The sequence below is a fragment of the Bradyrhizobium commune genome, from assembly GCF_015624505.1.
In the GTDB taxonomy this organism is placed as follows: Bacteria; Pseudomonadota; Alphaproteobacteria; order Rhizobiales; family Xanthobacteraceae; genus Bradyrhizobium; species Bradyrhizobium commune.
On the sequence record NZ_CP061379.1, the window covers coordinates 4209766 to 4230527 of the forward strand.

The 20762-nt window shown below is 65.7% G+C and carries 19 protein-coding genes; 13 read left to right on the forward strand and 6 right to left on the reverse strand.

Annotated elements, in window-relative coordinates; genetic code table 11:
- Positions 1–5: 5 nt before the first annotated feature.
- Positions 6–1238 carry an NAD(P)/FAD-dependent oxidoreductase gene (locus tag IC761_RS19800; protein WP_195798328.1) on the forward strand — a complete coding sequence of 411 codons (1233 nt, stop codon included), beginning with the start codon at positions 6–8 and terminating at the stop codon, positions 1236–1238.
- Here the strand turns inward: IC761_RS19800 and IC761_RS19805 are convergent.
- Together IC761_RS19805 and IC761_RS19810 are read right to left on the reverse strand one after the other, a co-directional pair.
- Complete coding sequence (locus tag IC761_RS19805; RefSeq protein WP_246791279.1) at positions 1235–3319, reverse strand: tetratricopeptide repeat protein; 2085 nt, start codon at positions 3317–3319, stop codon at positions 1235–1237. The genes IC761_RS19800 and IC761_RS19805 overlap by 4 nt on opposite strands.
- Positions 3320–3380: 61 nt before the next feature.
- Positions 3381–4214, reverse strand: a complete 834-nt coding sequence (locus IC761_RS19810) for a helix-turn-helix transcriptional regulator (RefSeq protein WP_195798330.1) — start codon at positions 4212–4214, stop codon at positions 3381–3383.
- A gap of 90 nt (positions 4215–4304) precedes the next feature.
- Between IC761_RS19810 and IC761_RS19815 the strand changes: the two genes are divergently transcribed.
- Positions 4305–5183 carry an SDR family oxidoreductase gene (locus tag IC761_RS19815; RefSeq protein WP_195798331.1) on the forward strand — a complete coding sequence of 293 codons (879 nt, stop codon included), beginning with the start codon at positions 4305–4307 and terminating at the stop codon, positions 5181–5183.
- Positions 5184–5216: 33 nt separating this feature from the next.
- Here the strand turns inward: IC761_RS19815 and IC761_RS19820 are convergent, their stop codons facing one another.
- From IC761_RS19820 to IC761_RS19830, 3 genes are all read right to left on the reverse strand, one after another.
- Positions 5217–6551: a dicarboxylate/amino acid:cation symporter gene (locus tag IC761_RS19820; protein ID WP_195798332.1), complete on the reverse strand. Its 1335-nt coding sequence runs from the start codon at positions 6549–6551 to the stop codon at positions 5217–5219.
- A gap of 84 nt (positions 6552–6635) precedes the next feature.
- A complete protein-coding gene (locus IC761_RS19825; RefSeq protein ID WP_195804711.1) occupies positions 6636–7187 on the reverse strand; it encodes a biotin transporter BioY in 552 nt (183 codons plus the stop codon).
- 89 nt (positions 7188–7276) lie between these two features.
- Complete coding sequence (locus IC761_RS19830) at positions 7277–8464, reverse strand: pyridoxal phosphate-dependent aminotransferase (protein WP_195798333.1); 1188 nt, start codon at positions 8462–8464, stop codon at positions 7277–7279.
- Between the two features lie 159 nt (positions 8465–8623).
- Here IC761_RS19830 and IC761_RS19835 point away from each other — a divergent pair, with 159 nt between their 5' ends.
- The 10 genes from IC761_RS19835 to aat all read left to right on the forward strand — a co-directional run bounded on the left by IC761_RS19835 (position 8624) and on the right by aat (position 18547).
- Complete coding sequence (locus IC761_RS19835; RefSeq protein ID WP_195798334.1) at positions 8624–10030, forward strand: M48 family metalloprotease; 1407 nt, start codon at positions 8624–8626, stop codon at positions 10028–10030.
- Positions 10031–10146: 116 nt separating this feature from the next.
- Entirely contained in the window at positions 10147–10914 is a 768-nt protein-coding gene (locus IC761_RS19840; protein WP_195798335.1) for a DsbA family protein, read from the forward strand.
- Positions 10915–11138: 224 nt separating this feature from the next.
- On the forward strand, positions 11139–11984 hold the full coding sequence (locus IC761_RS19845) for a DUF1236 domain-containing protein (protein WP_195798336.1): 846 nt from the start codon (positions 11139–11141) through the stop codon (positions 11982–11984).
- A 223-nt stretch (positions 11985–12207) separates the two neighbouring features.
- The gene (gene aroQ / locus IC761_RS19850) at positions 12208–12675 is read left to right on the forward strand and encodes a type II 3-dehydroquinate dehydratase (protein ID WP_195798337.1); all 468 of its coding nucleotides are present in this window, start codon (positions 12208–12210) and stop codon (positions 12673–12675) included.
- A gap of 38 nt (positions 12676–12713) precedes the next feature.
- Positions 12714–13208: an acetyl-CoA carboxylase biotin carboxyl carrier protein gene (gene accB / locus IC761_RS19855; RefSeq protein ID WP_195798338.1), complete on the forward strand. Its 495-nt coding sequence runs from the start codon at positions 12714–12716 to the stop codon at positions 13206–13208.
- A gap of 80 nt (positions 13209–13288) precedes the next feature.
- Positions 13289–14647, forward strand: a complete 1359-nt coding sequence (gene accC / locus IC761_RS19860; protein ID WP_195798339.1) for an acetyl-CoA carboxylase biotin carboxylase subunit — start codon at positions 13289–13291, stop codon at positions 14645–14647.
- Between the two features lie 105 nt (positions 14648–14752).
- Complete coding sequence (locus IC761_RS19865; protein WP_195798340.1) at positions 14753–16270, forward strand: sensor histidine kinase; 1518 nt, start codon at positions 14753–14755, stop codon at positions 16268–16270.
- Positions 16267–16707: a response regulator gene (locus IC761_RS19870; RefSeq protein ID WP_195798341.1), complete on the forward strand. Its 441-nt coding sequence runs from the start codon at positions 16267–16269 to the stop codon at positions 16705–16707. Before IC761_RS19865 ends, IC761_RS19870 begins: the two co-directional genes overlap by 4 nt.
- Complete coding sequence (locus IC761_RS19875; protein WP_195798342.1) at positions 16704–17807, forward strand: sensor histidine kinase; 1104 nt, start codon at positions 16704–16706, stop codon at positions 17805–17807. The genes IC761_RS19870 and IC761_RS19875 overlap by 4 nt, the downstream gene beginning before the upstream one ends.
- 59 nt (positions 17808–17866) lie before the next feature.
- Positions 17867–18547: a leucyl/phenylalanyl-tRNA--protein transferase gene (aat, locus tag IC761_RS19880; protein WP_195798343.1), complete on the forward strand. Its 681-nt coding sequence runs from the start codon at positions 17867–17869 to the stop codon at positions 18545–18547.
- Positions 18548–18550: 3 nt separating this feature from the next.
- Here the strand turns inward: aat and IC761_RS19885 are convergent, their stop codons facing one another.
- Positions 18551–19597: a DUF2155 domain-containing protein gene (locus IC761_RS19885; RefSeq protein WP_195798344.1), complete on the reverse strand. Its 1047-nt coding sequence runs from the start codon at positions 19595–19597 to the stop codon at positions 18551–18553.
- Positions 19598–19806: 209 nt separating this feature from the next.
- Between IC761_RS19885 and lipP1 the strand changes: the two genes are divergently transcribed.
- Positions 19807–20754 carry a LipP1 family hormone-sensitive lipase gene (lipP1, locus tag IC761_RS19890; protein WP_195798345.1) on the forward strand — a complete coding sequence of 316 codons (948 nt, stop codon included), beginning with the start codon at positions 19807–19809 and terminating at the stop codon, positions 20752–20754.
- Positions 20755–20762: the final 8 nt, after the last annotated feature.

Genomic DNA, 20762 nt, shown 5'->3' on the forward strand with positions numbered 1-20762 from the left:
TGCCAATGCAAAGCGTAATCGTTCTCGGCGGCGGCATGGTGGGCGTGGGCGCCGCGCTGCACCTCCAGAAGCGCGGCTGGACGGTCACACTGGTCGACCGCAGGGAGCCCGGCCGCGAGACCAGCTACGGCAATGCCGGGATGATCCAGGCCGAAGCGGTGCGGCCCTATCCGATGCCGCGCGACGTTGCCTCGCTCGTGAAGATCGCAACCGGCCGTACCAACGACGTGCGCTACAACCTCTCGTCGCTTCATCGTCATGTGGAGCCCCTGCTCCGTTACTGGTGGCATTCGGCGCCGAAGCGGCATCGTGAAGCCAGCGAGGCCTGGGCGCGCCTGATCGCCTACGCGACGCCCGAGCACGACATCCTGATCCGCGAAGCCCATGCCGACAATCTGATCCGCCGCGCCGGCTATCGCGCGCTATATCGCCATCCCGCCGCATTGGACCTCTCGGTCAAGGCAGCGGAGGAAGACCACCGCGAATTCGGCGTGAATTTTCGCGTGCTCTCGGGCAGCGAGCTCACCAAGGCCGAGCCGATCCTGCGCAACGATCTGCCCGGCGCGATTCATTGGCTCGATACCTGGACCGTGTCCGATCCTGGCGGACTGGTGACGGCCTATGCCGAGCTGTTTCAGCGCCTCGGCGGCACGATCGTGCTCGGCGATGCCCAGACCTTGCAGGAAACTGCCAGTGGCTGGTCTGTCGACACGGACCAGGGGCGCATCGACGCCGCTGCGGCCGTCGTGACGCTCGGGCCGTGGTCGCCCGATCTCTTGCACAAATTCGGCTATCGCATTCCGCTGGTGCGCAAGCGCGGCTACCACATGCATTACACCGGCGGGGCGACGCTCGACCTGCCGCTGGTCGACAAGGGCAGCGGCTACGCGATGGGGCCGATGGCCAAGGGCATCCGCATCACCACCGGCGCAGAATTGACGGGACCGGACGCGCTGGCGACGCCGGTGCAGCTCGCAAGCGCCGAAGCCTCGGCCCGCGAGCTGATCGATCTCGGCAAGCGCGCCGAGCCGGAGCCGTGGTTCGGCACCCGCCCCTGCACACCCGACATGGTGCCGGTGCTCGGCCCTGCCCCGCGTCATCGCGGCCTCTGGATGAATTTCGGCCATGGCCACCAAGGCTTTACGCTCGGCCCCGCAACCGGACGCCTGCTCGCGGAGATGATGAGCGGCGAGACGCCGTCGATTGACCCCGCGCCATACCGACCTGAGCGGTTCTAGCCCTCGTCTTTCGCGGCGAGGATCGCAAGCGCGGCCGACAGCCGCATCAGCGGATCGTCCCATTGGCGCGGCTTAAGCTGACGGAACAGCCGCATGGTCGGATACCACGGGCTGTCCTCGCGATCGCGCAGCCAGCGCCAGTCGAGCGCGTATGGCGTGAGCATCCACACCGGACGGCCGAGCGCGCCGGCCAGATGCGCGACCGACGTATCGACGGCGATGACGAGATCGAGCGCCGCGACCGCAGCCGCCGTATCGGCAAAACTGCCGAGCGCCGGCGCAAGATCAATGACGTCGTCGCCCAATGCTGCGAGCACGTCGCCGTCCTCCGGGCGCGGCTCCTTTTGCAGGCTGTACAGCTGCACGCCCGGCATCACCAAACGCGGCAGCACGGCCGCAGCCGACAGCGACCGCTGGCGATCACCCTTGTGCCTGGGATTGCCGGCCCAGACCACGCCGACCTTGAGCCGTGTCTCGCGACCGAGCGCGGCACGCCAGCGCGAGAGTTTCTCCCGATCCGGATGCAGATACGGAACGTCCGCGGGCAGATTGTCGAGCGTGGTGCCAAAAATGCGCGGCAGGCTCATCAGCGGCACTTGCAGGTCGAACGCCGGCAAGACCTCACCGCGCGCGATCACGGTCACATCGGTCAGCTGTCGCAGCAGTTCCTCAAGCGCGGGCTGCACTTGCAGGATGATCCTCCCGCCCAACGCTGTTACCATCGGCAGATAGCGAACGAAATGCAGGGCATCGCCGAGGCCGTATTCGGCGAACACCAGCAATGTGCGGCCCTCGAGCGGCTCGCCCTGCCATTCCGGCCCGCTGAAGGTCGGATCGCCATCCGACAGAATCTTGCATTTGCGACGCCATCGATAGGCTTCGAACCCGTTGGCAAAATCGCCGTTCATCAGCAGGAAATGCGCATGGTTGTATTGCGCAAGCGGCTGCTCCGGATCGAGCGCGACCGCGCGATGCGATACTTCGAGCGCCTCGTCGATCTCGCCGGCATTGCGCAGCGCGACCGCGAGATTGGCGTGGCCCTTGGCATAGGACGGGTCGACTGCGACCGCGCAGCGATGCGCGGCCACCGCCTCCGTGACGTGTTCCTGCTTCTCGAAGATGATGCCGAGATTGGTCCAGGCCGGCGCGTGATCGGGCTTGAGAAGCAGCGCGTGCTCGCAGGCCGCAACGGCGTCGTCGAGTTGGCCGAGATCGGAGAGAGAGGCGCCGAGATTGGTGGCGATCATGTGATCGGCCGGATCGAGCGCGAAGGTTCGCCGGTAGATCGCGGCGGCCTCATGCAGATGGCGGGCTTCGTGCAGGACCAGGCCAAGCAGACGGAGCGCCGCGATATTGTCGGGCGCAAGCGCGATGGCGCGGCGGTAATGGACGATGGCGTCTTCGAGCAATCCTTGCCGATAGAGCACGCCACCGAGATTGCACAGCAATCCGTGGTCATCCGGATCGATACCGAGGCCGCGACGATAGGCAGAAACGGCCTCGCCGAGCCTGTCTTGGTCCGCCAGGACATTGCCGAGATTGAGCCAGACGCCGCGATAGATCGGTTCACGCGCGATCACGGCGCGATAGGCGTCCTCCGCTTCGGCCAACCGTCCCTGCTCTGCGAGCACTATAGCGAGATTGAAACATGCCCGCGTCAGCTGTGCATCGAGCGCGATGGCGCGGCGGTAGGCATTCTCGGCTTCGTCGAAGCGCGAGAGCTCGCCCAGTGCCACACCGAGCTTGTTGTGCACGCCGGCATCGTCCGGCCGTCGGCGCAGTGCGCGCTGGAATGCCGCTGCCGCGCCCTCGTGCTCGCCCTTCACCGCGAGTGCGTCGCCGAGCGTCACCAGCGCCGGCGGATGGCCGGGATCTATGTCGAAGACACGGTTGAGCAGCGCGGCGCCGTCGGCCGCGCGGTCGGTGACGAAGGCGGCCACCGCAGCCAGATGCAGCGCCGGCACATGATGCGGCTCGGCTTTCAGCACCTCTGCACAGAGCGCGTCCGCCTGGTCCGGCCGTCCTGCCGCAAAATGCTCCGCCGCCTCCTGCACAATCCGATTGAGAGCCGCATTGCCCACGATATCGCCCGCCCCTTCGACGTCAGAGATGCGGGTTAAACGGGCGAGGCCGTCAATTCCGTCAGTCGTTATGCTTGGCCAGCACGTCCCTGATGCGCGCGGCATCCACAGGCGTGGCCGGATTGTAGACGACCATGCCGAGATCGGGCCGACCATCGACGGCAAAGGCCGAATATTCGAACGCGATCGGGCCCAGCACGGGATGGCGCAGATGCTTGACGCCTTCACCGTAACTGCGGACGTCATTGTCGGCCCAGAGCCGCGCGAAGTCGGGACTGAGCCGGCACATCTCGTCGACGAAATCGGCGACATGCGAGACCGCCCCTGCCCGGGCCGCATCCGCCCGGAAAGCAGCGACCACGAAGCGGGCCACGCTCTCCCAATCATATTGCGCGGCGCGTACCCGCGGCTCCGAGAAGATCAGGCGGAGGATGTTGCGCTGCACGGGCGCCAGCTTTGAATAGTCGGTCAGCACGATCGTCGCCGCACGATTCCAGGCGACGACATCCCAGGTCATCGTCCTGATGATGGAGGGACTCGTTTCCAACGCGTCGAGCACGCGCTGAAGTCGCGGCGAGACGCCTTCGCTTGCCTGGTAGCGCACCTCGGGCGGACGGCCGAGGCCGATCAGGAACAGGTGCTCGCGCTCGACATCGGTCAGCATCAGCGCGCGGGCGATGCGGTCGAGCACGTCGGCCGAAGGTGCGCCGCCGCGGCCCTGCTCCAGCCACGTGTACCAGGTCGGGCTGATATTGGCGCGCTGCGCCACCTCCTCGCGCCGCAGCCCCGGGGTGCGCCGGCGGCTGCCGCCAAAGCCGAACGCCGCCGCATCGAGCCGGATGCGGCGATCCCTGAGATAGGTCCCGAGCAGGTTCTCGTTGGCGGTCTCGCTCATCCTGTTAGCTATTATCCCCTGATAATATCACTACTTTACCCGGATAATCCTAGCGCAGATGCTCGTCTCCACCAACTCTGGAGATTGCTCATGCGTGTATTCGTCACTGGCGCCACCGGCTTCGTCGGCTCCGCCGTCGTTGCCGACCTGATCGCTGCCGGCCACAGCGTGCTCGGCCTCGCCCGCTCCGATGCAGGCGCCGCATCGCTTGCTGCGATGGGCGCCGAGGTCCATCGCGGCTCGCTGGAGGACCATGCCTCCTTGCGCAGCGGCGCGGCCGGCTCCGACGGCGTGCTGCATCTCGGCTTCAACCACGACTTCTCGAAATTCTTGGACAATTGCGAGCTCGACCGCCGCGCGATCCTCGCGCTCGGCGAGGAGCTGAAGGGCACCGAGCGCCCTCTCATCGTCACCTCGGGCGTCGCATTGCTCGCGCCCGGCCGCCTCGCGACCGAGGACGATGCGTCGGCGCACCGCTTTCCGCGCGTCTCGGAATCAACCGCGCTGTCGCTGGAGGGCGTCCGCTCCGCCGTGGTTCGTCTGCCCCCGACGACCCATGGTGAAGGTGACCACGGTTTTGTACCGATCCTAATCAACCTCGCGCGCCAGAAAGGCGTGGCAGCCTATATCGGCGACGGGATGAACCGTTGGCCAGCCGGGCATCGCTTCGACGCGGCGCGGGTCTATCGGCTCGCTCTGGAGCAAGGCGCAACCGCCAAGCGCTATCACGCGATCGCCGAGGAAGGCATTCCGTTCAAGGCGATTGCGGAGGTGATCGGCAAGAGGCTCGGCGTGCCCGTGGTCTCGAAGTCGGCCGAGGAAGCGGCCGAGCATTTCGGCTGGTTCGCGCAATTCGCCGGCATCGACGTCCCGACCTCGAGCGCGAAGACGCGCGCTTTGCTCGGCTGGGCGCCGAAAGAGAAGGGGCTGATCGAGGATCTCGACCAGCCCTATTACTTCAAGGCCTGACGGCGCGTTGCGCCGCTGAACACAGCTAGCAGATCAGTCCGTCGTGACGGCGGTTTCCATGTCGGTCGGATCGATCCGCTGGCTCAGCCGCGCGGTGAGCTTATCGCGATCAAGCTCGCCCTCCCACCAAGCGACGATCACGCAGGCCACGCCGTTGCCGCACAGATTGGTCAGCGCGCGGCACTCGCTCATGAACTTGTCGATGCCGAGCACGATCGCCATGCCCGGCACGAGGCGCGGATCGACCACGGCGAGCGTTGCCGCGAGCGTGATGAAGCCCGCACCGGTGATGCCGGAGGCGCCCTTCGAGGTCAGCATCGCCACGACCAGGATCGTGAGCTGCTGGCCGAAGGTGAGATCGAACCCGAGCGCCTGGGCGATGAACAACGTCGCCAGCGTCATGTAGATGTTGGTGCCGTCGAGATTGAACGAATAGCCCGTGGGCACCACGAGGCCGACCACCGACTTCGAGCAGCCGAGCCGTTCCAGCTTCTCCATCAAGGACGGCAGCGCGCTTTCGGACGACGAGGTGCCGAGCACGATCAGCAGTTCGTCCTTGATGTAGGCCAGGAACTTGAAGATCGAGAAGCCTGCGAACCGCGCGATGATACCGAGCACGATGAACACGAACAGCGCGGCGGTCAGGTAGAACGTGGCAATCAGGCCCATCAGATTGAGGATCGCGCCTGTGCCGAACTTGCCGATGGTGAAGGCCATCGCGCCGAACGCACCGAGCGGCGCGGCGCGCATCACGATGGAGATGACGCCGAACACGGCGTGCGCGGCATCGTCGATGAAGCCGCGGATCACATGGCCGCGTTCGCCGAGGCCCATGATGGCGAAGCCGAACAGCACCGAGAACAGCAGCACCTGGAGGATCTCGCCCTGCGCGAAGGCGCCGACCACGGTGTCGGGAATGATGTGCAGGATGAAGTCGACCGACTTCTGCGCTTCCGCCTGCTTGGCGAAATTGGCAACCGCATTCGCGTTCGCGGCCGCACTGCCGAAGCCTGCGCCCGGCTTGATGACGTTGCCGACGATCAGACCGATGATGAGTGCGAAAGTGGAGACGATCTCGAAATAGACCAGCGCCTTGACGCCGATGCGCCCGACCTTCTTTGCGTCCTGGATATGGGCGATGCCGGAAACCACGGTGCAGAAGATGATCGGCGCGATCACCATCTTGATCAGCTTGATGAAGCCGTCGCCGAGTGCCTTGATCCAGTCGTTTGTCGCAAGCGACGGCCAGAGCCAGCCGACGATGGCGCCGAGCACGATGGCGATCAGAACCTGAACATAGAGAATCTTGTACCACGGCTTGGCCGCGCTCGGTGCGGCCGGCGCGCCGGCCATCGTTGTCGTTGTCATTGTTTTACTCCCCCCTCAAAACTCAGAGCCAGCCAAGATCAACTTGGCCGGCTCTGTCAATTGGAACATTCCGTATGGTGAAATCTAGCCGCGGCGGTCGACGATCCGGCGCGCCGCCGGCATCAGCGCAGCACCCAGCGCGTTCTTGACCAGCGATGCCGCAATGAACGGCGCGACGCCGACCTGCCAGGCCTTGGCGGCGCCAAGGCCGAGCGCCAGCCAGCCGAACCCGCCCACGAAAATGACGACATGGCCGACCGCCATTGCGGCGAACAGCAGGACCACGCTGCGATCCCAGCCGCGCTCGGCGAGCCAGCCGGTGACGAAGGCGGCTGCGACGAAGCCGTAGAGATAGCCGGCAGTCGGGCCGACCAGCGGCGCAAGTCCGCCGACCGGACCAGCAAACACCGGAAGCCCCATCGCGCCCTCGGCGAGATAGGCGATCATGGTTGCGCTGCCAAGGCGCCAGCCATAGGCCGCGCCGATCATCAGGACGACCAGGCTCTGCAACGTCATGGGCACGTAAGGCAGCGGCAGGTTCACCTTGGCCGACAGCGCCATCAGCGCACTGCCGAGCGCAACCAGGACGACGGCGCGCAAGTGCCCTACGGCTTCACCCGGCCGGGTCGGCCACATCACTGCGGCAAGAGGAGAATGCGTGGCTGCGGACTGGACGGTTCGGTCAGACAAAGTTGAACTCCGGAAGGCTGTTCGAAAACTGGCGGCTATTTAAGCCAGTGAGCGATCCGGTCAACTGCTTCGCGCATCTCCGCGGCCGAGCGCGCATAGGACAATCGTATGAACGAGCGGCCATGGATGGGATCGAAATCGAGGCCTGGCGTAGCCGCAACGTGGGCCTGTTCCAGCATCCGCTTGGCGAAGTCGAAACTGTCGGAGGTAAAATCCGAGACGTCGGCATAGAGGTAGAAGGCGCCGTCCGCGGGCAGGAAGCGCGTCAGGCCGGCCTTGGGCAAACCCTCGATCAGAATTCGGCGATTTTCCTGATAGCCGTGCTTGATCTCCTCCATCTCGGCCGCGCCGTCGAAGGCAGCTTCGGCCGCGATCTGCGACAGCGCAGGCACCGAGATCGAGAGGTTCTGCTGGAGCCGTTCGATTGGCCGCACCAGGATGTCGGGCACGACCATCCAGCCGACGCGCCAGCCCGTCATGCAAAAATACTTCGAGAACGAGTTGATCACGAGTGCGTGCTCGGACAGCGCTGCTGCCGTCACCGCCGGAAACGCATAGTCCAGCCCGTGATAGATCTCGTCCGAGATGAAGCGGATGCCGGCATCTTCCGCAGCAGCAATCAGACCCGACAACGCCTCTTTCGACATCATCGTCCCGGTCGGATTGGCGGGGCTGCCGACCAGCACGCCCTTGAGCGGCGCCTTGCGATGGGCGGCGAGCAGCGCCTCGCCGGTGAGCGCATGGCGCGTCTCGTTGGTGGTCTCGATCAGCACCGGCTCGCAACCCAGTGCAGTGAGGATGTGGCGGTACGGCGGATAACCCGGCACAGTCACCGCGACGCGATCGCCGGGCTCGAACATCGACAAAAACGCCAGGATGAAGCCGCCGGAGGAGCCCGTGGTCACGACGATTCGCTCGGGGCTGACAGTGCAGCCATAGGCGTCCCTGTAATGCCGCGCGATGCGCTCGCGGAGCGAGGGGATGCCGAGCGCCGCAGTATAGTCGATCCGCCCCGCTTCGAGCGCCGCATGCGCGGCGGCAATGGCGGTCCTCGGCGCGGACGCCGCGGGCTGGCCGACCTCCATGTGGATGACATGGCCGCCCGCTGCCTCGATCCGGGCCGCCGCGGCCATCACGTCCATCACCATGAACGGGGGAACGTCGCTGCGGCGGGACGGCTCGAGCCACTGCCCCATCCGGTTCCTCAATGTCGCATCGTGCATCGATTTCTGCTATTTCGCTGGCGGACCGGTCCGTTCGGTCCGAAAAACAGGGCGCTTGCGCCCCAGACTGGCCGCATTATACGGCTCATAAGGGCATATCGCGTATCCGGTCCGCCGCCAATCGCCAAAACCAATCACGAAACTGCTTTAGACCGCTCGATGTTGCTTCAAATCCTATTGCGCAAGAAGGCCGCCGCGCTGACCGCCCTCGTGACCGCGGCGGCAATCGTTTTGTCGCCATTTGCAGCACTTGCGCAGGAAGGCCGCGGGCCGCCGCCGGTCCTGCGCGACACCGAGACCGAGCAGCTGCTGCGCGAATATACGCGCCCGATCCTGCGCGTCGCCGGTCTGGAGAAGCAGAACATCCAGATGGTCATCCTCAACGACGCCTCGTTCAACGCGTTCGTCGCCGATGGCCGCCGCATCTTCGTCAATTACGGCGCGATCCTCCAGTCGGAGACGCCGAACCAGCTGATCGGCGTGCTCGCGCACGAGACCGGCCATCTGGCCGGCGGCCATCTGTCCAAGCTGCGCGAGCAGCTCGCCAACGCGCAGACCCAGATGATCATCGCCATGCTGCTTGGCGCCGGCGCTCTCGTCGCAGGCGCAAGCCGCGGCTCCAACAGCGCCGGCAATAACGGACTTGCCAACGCGGGCGCGGCCGCGATCGCCGGACCGGGCGAGATGATCCGTCGCTCGCTGCTGTCCTACCAGCGCCAGCAGGAGGAGAATGCCGACCGCGCCGGGGTAAAATTCCTGACCGCGACCCAGCAGTCGCCGAAGGGCATGTACGAGACCTTCAAGCGCTTCACCAGCGAAAGCCTGTTCGCCGCGCGCGGCGCCGATCCCTACCTCCAGTCGCATCCGATGCCGACCGAGCGCGTCGCGGCACTCCAGGAGTTCGCCAGCACCAGCCCCTATTGGGACAAGAAGGACGATCCCGCGCTCCAGCTCCGCCATGACATGGTGCGCGCCAAGATCTCCGCCTTCATGGAGCGGCCCGAGACGGTGTACCGCCGCTATCCCCAGACCAACGACAGCCTGCCGGCGCGCTATGCCCGCGCCATCAGCACCTATCTGCACGGCGATTTGCGTAGCGCGCTTGCCCAGATCGACGCGCTGATCCAGGTCCAGCCGAGCAACCCGTATTTCTACGAGGTGCGCGGCCAGGCCCTTTTGGAGAGCGGCAAGCCCGCCGACGCCATCGCCCCCCTGCGCAAGGCGGTACAGCTGTCGAACAACGCGCCCCTCATCGAGATGTTACTTGGGCAGGCTCTGGTTGGAACCGATAATAAGGCCTACACGGACGACGCCGTTCGGATTCTCCGCGCCGCAGTGGCTCGGGAGCCTGAAGCACCGCTCGGCTACATGCAGCTCGCGATGGCCTATGGCCGGAAGGGCGACTATGCCGAGGCGGATCTCGCATCGGCCCAGGCCGCCTATTTGCGCGGCGACAACAAGACCGCCCGCGAGCTTGCCACGCGCGCGAAAACCCGTTTCGCCGTCGGGACGCCCGGTTGGGTCAAGGCCGACGACATCGTGGCGTCGAAACCGCCGCGCAACTAGAACGACGCCTGATCACGACATCTGCCGCTTTAGACCTGCCACCTTGACGTCACGACACTGCGTTTAAGTCCGCCGGGACGTTTTTCGAAACCTGCTCTGGATAAGAGGATTTGCCAATGCCTTCGCTGCGCCTGCTCGCCCCCGCGCTGTTTGCGCTCGCCATCTTCGGCGCAACGGGACCGGCTTCGGCCGATGGCTTCTCCGATGCCCAGCGCACCGACATCGAGGCCATCATCAAGAACTACCTCGTCACCCATCCCGAGGTGCTCGAGGAGGCCATGACCGAGCTCAGCAAGCGCCAGGCGGCTGCCGAGACCGAGAAGCACGAAGCCTCGATCGCCCAGAACTCCGATGCGATCTTCAACTCGCCGCGCCAGGTCGTGCTCGGCAACAAGGACGGCGACGTCACCTTCGTCGAGTTCTTCGACTACAATTGCGGCTACTGCAAGCGCGCGATGAGCGACATGCTCGATCTCATGAAGAGCGATCCGAAGCTCAAGGTCGTGCTGAAGGAGTTTCCGGTGCTGAGCCAGGGCTCGGTCGAAGCCGCACAAGTCGCGGTCGCCGTGCGCATGCAGGATCCCTCCGGCAAGAAATATCTCGACTTCCACCAGAAGCTGCTCGGCGGCCGCGGCGCCGCCGACAAGGCGCGCGCGATGCAGGCGGCCAAGGAAGCCGGCCTCGACACCGCTAGAATCGAGAAGGACATCGCGAGCCCCGAGGTGCGCACCACCATTGAGGAGAACTTCAAGCTCGCCGAAGCGATGGGCATGAACGGCACGCCGAGCTACGTGATCGGCAAGCAGATCGTGGTCGGCGCCGTCGGCCTCGACGGCCTCAAGGAAAAGATCGGCGTCGCCCGCTGCGGCAAGGCGACCTGCTAGGACGGCGACCCTGCTGATCGCGTCTTTCACAGCATCACGCATGCGGCGAGGCCGGCTGAAAAGCCGGCCTTTTTGCTGCGTCGAATTTGGCGAGATCGGGCGCAGCCATTCATCAGGCGTTCAACAAACAAATGCCGCGGAACCGCAGATGTTCCGGAACAAGTGACATCTCCTCCCGTTGTCGGCGCGGGCAATGCGCAAATAAACACGTGAGGAGAAATTCAATGTCGAACCGCTTTATGATCTCGGTTGCCGCGCTCGCACTGATTGCCGGCGCCGGTCTGGCGAACGCACAAGGGACGATGAAGAACGAGAGCGGCGCCGGCGCGCAGCCGATGCAGCACTCGCAGCCCGCCGGCGGCGCCGCCGAGCGCGGTGGCGCGACGGGCAAGGAAGCGGCTCCCGAGAAGGGCACTGTCGGTCAGGCTGGCGGCTCCAGCACCATGAAGTCCGGCGGCGCGGCCGAAGAGAAGTCCTCTGGTGCGACCAAGGACGAGCACTCTGGCCGTGAGATGAACAAGAACGCGGCCGAGGATAAGTCCGGCGCCACCAAGAGCCAGCGCACTGACGAGCACGCGCAGGGTCAGCAGGACAAGTCCAAGAGCATGAGCCAGGACACCAGCAAGTCCGGCGCCACCAGCAAGTCCGGCGCCAAGGATCAGAAGGACATGAAGGCCGAGGACAGCAAGTCTGGCGCGGCGAGCAAGAGCAACGCCGAGAACCGTCCGGCCTCCGGCACCTCGACCGACATGAAGGCCGAGGGCAAGAGCTCGACCTCGTCCTCGACGACCGTCGGTCAGGCCGGCGCCGGTGCCAAGCTTTCGACCGAGCAGCGGACCCAGATCACGTCTGTGATCCGCGAGGAGCGCGTGGCGCCTGTGACCAACGTGAACTTCTCGATCTCGGTCGGCACCCGCGTACCGCGCGAGGGCATCGAACTGCACGCCCTGCCCTCCCGGGTCGTGACAATCTATCCGGAGTGGCGCAACTACCGCTACGTCTTGGTCCGCGAGCAGATCGTGATCATCGATCCCAACACCTACGAGATCGTCGCCATTCTCGACGTGTAAGGCTTCAGGCTCTGGGGGCGGGCAGCGATGCCCGCCCCCTTTTTGCGTTCGGCCGGTCACCATGCTTTGGACTGGTTAACAAGTAATTTCCGTAGCTTCCGCACAGGTTTTTGCACACTGGATGAGGCGGTTAAGACGGCCTCCGAGCCCCTTCAAGGCTTCCCCTCACGCGCTTTGTTACCTATAACCCCCGCCACGCCGAAACACCTCTGCCAGGACCGGAATGGCCGAACCAGCAACCGACACGATCCTCGTTCTCAACGGGCCGAACCTCAACATGTTGGGGACGCGCGAGCCCGAGAAGTATGGCCATGCCACGCTGGCCGACGTCGAGACCTTGTGCCGGGAGACCGCGGCCGCATTCGGCCTCAAGGCCGACTGCCGGCAGTCCAACCGCGAAGGCGAGCTGATCGACTTCATCCACGAAGCGCATGCGGGCAGGATGAAAGGCATCATCATCAATGCCGGCGGCTATTCGCACACCTCGATCGCGCTGCACGACGCGCTGCTCGCGGTGCAGATTCCGACGGTCGAAGTCCACGTGACCAACATCCACGCCCGCGAGAGTTTCCGTCACCACTCCTACACCGCGCGCGCGGCTTTCGCATCGCTCTGCGGTTTCGGCATCGAGGGCTACCGCCTCGCCATCCAGGGCCTTGCCGCCAAGCTCGGCATCAAGCCCAAAGCCTGACGCTCCCTCCTCACACAGAACATTCGGATCAAAGAAACATGGCGCGCCAGCCAGACGACAAAGCAGCCGCAAAGTTTTCCAGCGAGGATTCCGCGCTCGTCCGCGAGCTCGCGCTTCTGCTCGACGAGACCAGCCTCACCGAGATCGAGATCGAACGTGCCGGTCTGCGCCTGCGTGTCGCCCGTAACATCAGCGTTGCCGCGACCATGCCGATGCCGGTTGCGGCCGCGGCCCCCGCCCTCGTCGCAGCTCCTGCCGCCGCAGCACTCGCTCCTGCCGCGGCCGACATGTCGAAGCATCCGGGTGCGGTGACCTCGCCGATGGTCGGCACCGCCTATTGGGCGCCGGAGCCCGGCGCCAAGCCGTTCATCGAAGTCGGCAGCAAGGTCTCGGTCGGCCAGAACCTGCTGATCATCGAAGCCATGAAGACCATGAACCAGATCCCGTCGCCGCGGGCCGGCACGGTGACGCAGATCCTGGTCGAGGACGGCCAGCCGGTCGAGTTCGGCGAAGCGCTGGTCATCATTGAGTGAGGGAGTGGCGAATAGCGAGTAGCGAATAGTTGCTCTCCCTATTCGCCATTCGCTATTCCCCCTTCGCCCCCTGAGGCACCATGTTCGACAAGATCCTCATAGCCAATCGCGGCGAGATCGCCCTTCGCATCCTGCGGGCCTGCAAGGAGCTCGGCATCGCGACCGTCGCCGTGCACTCCACCGCCGATGCCGACGCCATGCATGTGCGCCTGTCGGACGAGAGCGTCTGCATCGGACCGCCGCCGTCGAAGGACAGCTATCTGAACGTGCCCGCACTGCTCGCGGCCTGTGAGATCACGGGTGCGGACGCCGTCCATCCCGGCTACGGCTTCCTCTCGGAGAACGCGCGCTTCGCGGAGATCCTCTCCGACCACAATCTGCATTTCATCGGCCCCAAAGCCGAGCACATCCGCCTGATGGGCGACAAGATCGAGGCCAAGAAGACCGCCAAGCGCCTCGGCATCCCCGTGGTGCCGGGCTCCGACGGCGCGGTCGGCCCCAACGACGACGCGATGGCGATCGCCAAGAAGATCGGTTTCCCGTTGCTGGTCAAGGCGGCGGCCGGCGGCGGCGGCCGCGGCATGAAGGTCGCCCAGAGCGAGGCCGATCTGCAATTGGCGCTGTCGACGGCGGCCAACGAGGCCAAATCCGCCTTCGGCGACGCGTCCGTTTATCTCGAGAAATACCTCCAGAAGCCGCGCCACATCGAAATCCAGATCCTCGGCGACGGCCGCGGCGGCGCGATCCATCTCGGAGAACGCGACTGCTCGCTCCAGCGCCGCCACCAGAAGGTCTGGGAGGAAGGCCCCTCGCCCGTGTTGGCTGCAGCCGCGCGCGCCAAGATCGGCGAGACGTGTGCCAAAGCGATGCGCGAGATGAAATATCTCGGAGTCGGCACCATCGAGTTCCTCTACGAGGACGGCGAGTTCTACTTCATCGAGATGAACACCCGCATCCAGGTCGAGCATCCCGTCACCGAGAGCATCACCGACATCGATCTCGTGCTGGAGCAGATCCGCATCGCCGCCGGCGGCGAGCTGCCGGCCAAGCAGAGCGAGGTCCAGATCATCGGCCACGCCATCGAGTGCCGCATCAATGCGGAGAACCCGCAGACCTTCCGTCCCTCACCGGGCCGGATCTCGCAATACCACCCGCCGGGCGGGCTCGGCGTCCGCATCGATTCTGCGGTCTATCAGGGCTACACCATCCCGCCCTATTACGATTCCCTCGTCGGCAAGCTGATCGTGCACGGCAAGACCCGCGCCGAATGCCTGATGCGCCTGCGCCGGGCGCTGGACGAGATGGTGGTCGACGGGATCGAGACCACGCTGCCGCTGTTCCGCGACCTGGTGCGCCAGCCCGCCATCATCGACGGCGACTACCACATCCATTGGCTCGAACAGTATCTGGCCGGCCAGACGGAGCCCGCCGCGAAATAATCCTGGGCCCCCGGGAACCCTTTGCCCTCACGATCGTTTTGAGCGGTTGGGACCGCTCGAAGGGGGCTCTTTGAACTCCATTGTCTTGTGTCAAGCGAGACCGTCGTGACGGCTGAGGCAGAGCGACGGCGTGCATTTTGGCAAATCCTGTTGTTCGCGGCAGGGCTCCTCGTGCTGACCGCGATCAGTGCAGGCTCCGTCCACCTCGTCAACAAGGCGCGCGACGACAACAAATGGGTGGTGCACACCATCGAGGTGGAAAACCAGGTCAACGCGCTGCTGCTCGAGGTCCGGCGCGCCGAGAGCGGCGCGCGCGGCTATATCCTGACACAAGGACCCGACTTCCTCGCCGACCATGAGCAGGCCGTCGTAGCGATCATTCCCGCACTCGACAGGCTCACGCGCCTGATCGGCGACAATCCTGCGCAACGCGACAGCATCGAGAAGCTCAGCGCCGCGATCGAGACCCGGCTCGGCCAGTTCACGCGCGAGATCGATTTCGTCAGGCAGGGCCAGCCGGAGAAGGCGACGGCGCTGACCCGCGAAGCCGCCGCCGGCGGCACCACGACCACGATCGGCAGCGTCGCTGGCACGATGATCGCCGAGGAGGAGCGCCTGTTTCGGCTCCGCTCGGCGAACGCCGACCGCAGCCAGACACTGGCTGCGTCGCTTACCGGCATCGGCTCCGGCCTCGTCGTCGTGCTCGCTTTGATCGCGATCTGGCTGGTGCGGCGTTCGGCGCGCGCCCGCGACGAGGCCGAGGCGCGCCTGCGCGATGCCAATCTCAACCTCGAGGCGACCGTGGACGAGCGCACGGCGGACCTGAGCGAAGCCAACAACGAGATCCAGCGCTTTGCCTATATCGTCAGCCACGATTTGCGCTCGCCGCTGGTCAACATCATGGGCTTCACCAGCGAGCTCGAAGAACTGGGCAAGGACATCTTTCGACGGATCGGCGGGCTCACCGGGGCGCCGGCGGGCGGCCCGCCGGTCGATGTCGGCGACATCCCGCTCGACGGCTCCGACAAGCAGCTTTCCACGGACTTTTCCGAAGCGCTCGGTTTCATCAAGTCCTCGATCGCGCGGATGGACCGGCTGATCTCGGCGATCCTCAACCTCACCCGGGAGGGCCGGCGCGAATTCCAGCCGGAGAAGATCAATACGCGCGAGCTCGTCGAGGCGATCGTGTCGACGCTGGCGCATCAAGCGGTCGAAGCACAGGCCGAGATCCACGTCGAACCGCTGCCAAATCTCGTCAGCGACCGTCTTGCACTGGAGCAGATCTTCTCCAATCTGATCGACAATGCGATCAAGTATCTCAAACAAGGGGTTCCCGGCGAGATCAGAATCCGCGGGCGGACCAAGCTCGGCTACGCTATCTACGAAATCAGCGATAACGGCCGCGGCATCGATCCGAAGGATCATCAGCGGATTTTCGACCTGTTCCGCCGTGCGGGAACCCAGGACAAGCCCGGCCAGGGCATAGGTCTTGCACATGTGCGTGCACTTGTGCGTCGCCTCGGCGGCACGATGTCGGTATCGTCTGAACTGAACGGGGGCAGTACCTTCACGATCACCCTGCCCATCACCTGGAATGCGAGCAACCGGAACGCCGACAAATGACCCAACCTGTGACCATCATCATGATCGAGGACGACGAGGGACACGCGCGGCTGATCGAGCGCAACATCCGCCGCTCCGGGGTCAACAACGAGATCGTGTCGTTTGCCAATGGCACCGACGCCGTGAAGCATCTGTTCGGCGCCGACGGCAGCGGGCTTGCCCAGAAGGGCAACGCACTTCTGATCCTGCTCGACCTCAACCTGCCTGACATGAGCGGGATCGACATCCTGAAGCGGATCAAGGAAAACAAATATCTCAAGGCCTCGCCCGTGGTGGTGCTGACCACCACCGACGACAGCCAGGAGATCAAGCGCTGCTACGAGTTCGGCTGCAACGTCTACATCACCAAGCCCGTCAACTACGAGAATTTCGCCAACGCCATCCGGCAGCTCGGTCTGTTCTTCTCGGTCATCCAGGTCCCGCCCGCCGCCCCATGACCCAGCGCACGCCAACACTGCTCTATATCGATGACGACGCAGCGCTGGCGCGGCTGGTCGATCGCGGCCTCACGCGGCGCGGCTACGATGTCATTCATGCCGCAAGCGGCGAGGAAGGCCTGGAGCTCATCCGCCGCGCAAGCAGCGACGGCGGCATCGACGTGGTGGCGCTCGACCAGTACATGCCGGGCCTTGATGGGCTGGAGACGCTCGAGCAGATCATGGCGATCCCGGATGCTCCACCCGTGGTGTTCGTGACGGCGTCGCAGGATTCCAGCATCGCGGTGACCGCGCTGAAAGCGGGTGCGGCCGATTACTTGGTCAAGGACGTCAAGGGCGACTTCATCCCGCTGCTGCATGTCGCGGCCGAGGGCGCGCTGCGGCAGGCCGAATTGCAGCGGGCGCGCGAGGAAGCCGAAGCCGAGATCCATGCCTCGCGCGACCGCTACGCGGCGCTTGCCGCCGAGCGCGAGATGCTGCTGCGCGAGGTCAACCACCGCGTCGGCAATTCACTCCAGATCATCGCCTCGCTGCTGCACTTGCAGGCGAACTCGGCTACGCAGGACGAGGTCAAGGCAGCGCTGACCAACGCGATGGGCCGCGTCGCCGCGGTCGCGCAGGTGCACCGACGCCTCTACACCTCGCAGGATCTGAAGAGCGTGGTGCTGAACCAGTATCTGGACTCGCTGCTCGAGGATCTCCGCCGCTCGGCCGAAGGCAACCGGATGTCGCGCCTGACGGTGAAGGCCGAGCCGGTCGAGATCGATCCGGACCGCGCGGTCGCCGTCGGAATCATCGTCAACGAGCTGGTGATGAATGCAGTGAAATACGCCTATCCCGACGGCGCCGGCCCGATCCATGTCGAGCTGACCTCGGATGGCGACGAGCTCCTGCTATCGATCACCGACGACGGCGTCGGCGACAAGGTCAAGGCCGACCCGCGCTCGACCGGCATGGGCCAGCGCATCGTCACGGCGATGGCCGCCAAGCTCGACGCCACCGTCGAGCGCGATCCGGCGCATTCCGGGACCCGCGTCATCCTGCGGTTCCGCCGCGAGCCCATCGCCCCCAGCAAGGCGAACAGCGCCGCGGCGAGTTGATCCCTGCTCTGGGGGCCCCCCATCGCACCCGCCGCGCGATCCTGCTATTATTCCTTCCCATGACTTCGCGCGACTCCGCCTCGTCTGAAATCACGCCGGCCGTGCTGCTGCGCGCCTATGCCTGCGGCATCTTTCCGATGGCCGAAAGCGCCGACGATCCGACCTTGTTCTGGGTCGAGCCGGAGATGCGCGGCGTGATCCCGCTCGACGGTTTTCGCGTCGCCTCACGGCTGGCCCGCACCGTGCGCTCGGATGCGTTTCGCGTCACCGTCAACACCGCGTTCAAAGCGACGATCGCCGGCTGCGCCGCGCCGAAGGCCGGCCGCGAGGACACCTGGATCAACAAGCGCATCCGCGACCTCTATGGCGGTCTCTACGAGCTCGGCCATTGCCACAGCGTCGAGGCCTGGCAGGGCGACGATCTCGTCGGCGGCCTCTATGGCGTGAGCCTGGGGCGTGCCTTCTTCGGCGAGAGCATGTTTCACACCACGCGCGACGCCTCGAAGGTCGCGCTGGTGCATCTCGTCGCGCGGCTGATCCATGGCGGGTTCGAGCTGCTCGACACGCAATATGTCACCGAGCATCTGAAGAGCTTTGGCGCGGCCGAGATTTCGCGGCGGCGCTACACCGGCCTGCTCGACAAGGCGCTCGCCGGCGAGCCCGGCGATTTCCTGAGGCTGACGACCGAACAGCCGGTCCCGGGCGTGCGGGCGCTCGATATCATCGCTTCACGGCAATAAAAGCTAGCGGCCGAAGCCGGGGAAATTGAACAGACCCGGCTGCTGCCGTGGTGGCGGAGGCGGCGGGTCCGGTTGCTGCTGCGGTTGCGGCAAGGGCTGCGGCGGACGCTGCTGCACCGCCTGCTTGGGCGCGGCCTTCTTCTGCGCCGGAGGCGGCGGGGGCGGCGCGGGCTTGGTCGCGGGATCGGGTGCGGCGGTTGCGATGGTCTGCTGCGGCTCTTTGCAGTCGGTCAGCCAGATGTCGTAGATCGGGTGCTCGACGCCGTGCAGGCCGGGGCTCGCGGCATACATCCAGCCGGAGAAGATCCGCTTCACCTCACCCTGCAAGGTGATCTCGTCGACCTCGACGAACGCATCGGTATTGGCGGCTTCGGTCGCGGGCCGCGTGTAGCAGGCGTCGGTCTTCACCCGCAGCGCGCCGAACTGCACGGTCTCGCCGATATCCTCGTCGAAATTGATGATGCGCCCGGTGATCTTGTCCAGGCCGGAGAAGGTCGCCTTCTTGTTGACGATCTTCTGCGCCGGCGGCTCGGTGACGACCTCGTCGCCCGGCTGGAGGCTGGCGGGGGCCTGCGGCACGGCACCCTGCTGCGTCCCACCCTTCTGCTGAGGCTGGCGCTGACCAGGAGCTGCGCCCGGCTGGGGAGGCGCGCCTGGCGGTGCCACCGCGACCGCCGGCGGCTGGTTCTGCGGGGCGACGGTCGTGCCCGGCGGCGGCGCCAGCGGCTGGCTCTCGACCGGCCCGGGCATGACATTACCCTGACGGCTCGACGGCGGCAGCGGGCGCGACGGCAGCACGCGGCCCTGCGGCGGCAGCTCCGGCACCTCTTCGTCGTCGTCGGGGGTCGGCATTGGTTGCGGCTGCCCACCACGGGGAATGCTGCCCGGCGGCCGCAGCGGCGGCGGATCGGAAAAGATCGTGCCGATCTGCGCCTGGGCGGGCGTCGCCACCGTCAGCACGGTGGTCGCCAGCAGCGCCGCAAGGCCTGTCAGGGTAAAGGTTTTGAACATCTCGCGCGGCTTCAACAGCGAATCGGGCTTGTCGGACATTCTACAGGGGTACCGCCGCTCGCAGGTCATCCGGTTAACACGGCGAATACGGCGGGGAAAGGGCGGCATTCCTACCCTGCCCGCCACCTGCTGGCCAGGCCGGCCGGGGGATGGGATAGTCGGACGGCCTCTCCCCGGGGGGCCGAGGCGGGCATTGCCGTCCGGAAACGACGTCCAACGATAACCAGAACCCCCAAGGACCCTTCCCCATGCCCGTCGTGCTCGATCCCGATGCCGCCGCCGTCTACAAGGCCTTCCAGGACGCGGCCCGTCCTCCCTACGAAACCCTGACCGTGCCGGAGGCGCGCGCATCTTTTTCGCAAGCGCGTTTCGCCACCGATCCGGAACCGCCGCAGCTTGAGCGCGTCGCGCAGCTGTCGATCCCGGCCCAGCACGGCACGATCCCGGCGCGCATCTACGTCCCGCGGAAACTGCGCGGGCCTGCCGGATCTGCGCCGGCGCTGATGTTCTTCCATGGCGGCGGCTGGGTGGTCGGCGATCTCGACTCCCACGACGTCGTCTGCCGCAAGCTCGCCGACGAGGGCGAGCTCGTCGTGGTCTCCGTCGACTACCGACTCGCGCCCGAGCACAAGTTTCCGGCCGCCGTCGATGACGCTATCGCTGCCACCACGTGGGTCGCGGCGAACGCCAACGCACTCGGCATCGATGCGTCACACCTCAGTGTCGGCGGCGACAGTGCCGGCGGCAATCTCGCAGCCGTCGTCGCGCTCGCCGCGCGCGACGGCAATGGCCCTGCGATCGCAGGCCAGGTGCTGATCTATCCGGCCGTCGACTTCGCGACGACGCACGGCTCGCACAGCGAGCCTGAAACCAGCGTGCTGTTGACGCATTCCATAGTCCGCTGGTTTCGCAACCATTATCTCAATGGCCCAGCCGACGCGGACGACTGGCGTGCCTCGCCGGCGCGCGCGACGACGCTTGCCGGCCTGCCGCCGGCCTATGTGCTGACGGCCGGCGCCGATCCGCTACGCGACGAAGGCGACGAATATGCCGCGCGGATGAAGCAGGCCGGCGTTCCCGTCGCCACCAAGCACCTCCCCGGCCAGTTCCACGGCTTCTTCACCATGGGCAAGCTGCTGCGAGAGGCCAATGTCGCCGCGAGCGAGATCGGCGCATGGCTGAAGGGGTTGGGCTGACGTACGGT

Bases quoted from the DNA above. Each gene is read 5' to 3' on its own strand.
- IC761_RS19815 (WP_195798331.1), top strand. From the start codon at position 4,305: ATGCGTGTATTCGTCACTGGCGCCACCGGCTTCGTCGGCTCCGCCGTC.
- IC761_RS19845 (WP_195798336.1), top strand. From the start codon at position 11,139: ATGTCGAACCGCTTTATGATCTCGGTTGCCGCGCTCGCACTGATTGCC.
- IC761_RS19840 (WP_195798335.1), top strand. From the start codon at position 10,147: ATGCCTTCGCTGCGCCTGCTCGCCCCCGCGCTGTTTGCGCTCGCCATC.
- aroQ (WP_195798337.1), top strand. From the start codon at position 12,208: ATGGCCGAACCAGCAACCGACACGATCCTCGTTCTCAACGGGCCGAAC.
- accC (WP_195798339.1), top strand. From the start codon at position 13,289: ATGTTCGACAAGATCCTCATAGCCAATCGCGGCGAGATCGCCCTTCGC.
- aat (WP_195798343.1), top strand. From the start codon at position 17,867: ATGACTTCGCGCGACTCCGCCTCGTCTGAAATCACGCCGGCCGTGCTG.
- IC761_RS19885 (WP_195798344.1), bottom strand. From the start codon at position 19,597: ATGTCCGACAAGCCCGATTCGCTGTTGAAGCCGCGCGAGATGTTCAAA.
- accB (WP_195798338.1), top strand. From the start codon at position 12,714: ATGGCGCGCCAGCCAGACGACAAAGCAGCCGCAAAGTTTTCCAGCGAG.
- IC761_RS19825 (WP_195804711.1), bottom strand. From the start codon at position 7,187: ATGTGGCCGACCCGGCCGGGTGAAGCCGTAGGGCACTTGCGCGCCGTC.
- IC761_RS19810 (WP_195798330.1), bottom strand. From the start codon at position 4,214: ATGAGCGAGACCGCCAACGAGAACCTGCTCGGGACCTATCTCAGGGAT.
- lipP1 (WP_195798345.1), top strand. From the start codon at position 19,807: ATGCCCGTCGTGCTCGATCCCGATGCCGCCGCCGTCTACAAGGCCTTC.
- IC761_RS19835 (WP_195798334.1), top strand. From the start codon at position 8,624: ATGTTGCTTCAAATCCTATTGCGCAAGAAGGCCGCCGCGCTGACCGCC.
- IC761_RS19830 (WP_195798333.1), bottom strand. From the start codon at position 8,464: ATGCACGATGCGACATTGAGGAACCGGATGGGGCAGTGGCTCGAGCCG.
- IC761_RS19870 (WP_195798341.1), top strand. From the start codon at position 16,267: ATGACCCAACCTGTGACCATCATCATGATCGAGGACGACGAGGGACAC.
- IC761_RS19875 (WP_195798342.1), top strand. From the start codon at position 16,704: ATGACCCAGCGCACGCCAACACTGCTCTATATCGATGACGACGCAGCG.
- IC761_RS19800 (WP_195798328.1), top strand. From the start codon at position 6: ATGCAAAGCGTAATCGTTCTCGGCGGCGGCATGGTGGGCGTGGGCGCC.
- IC761_RS19820 (WP_195798332.1), bottom strand. From the start codon at position 6,551: ATGACAACGACAACGATGGCCGGCGCGCCGGCCGCACCGAGCGCGGCC.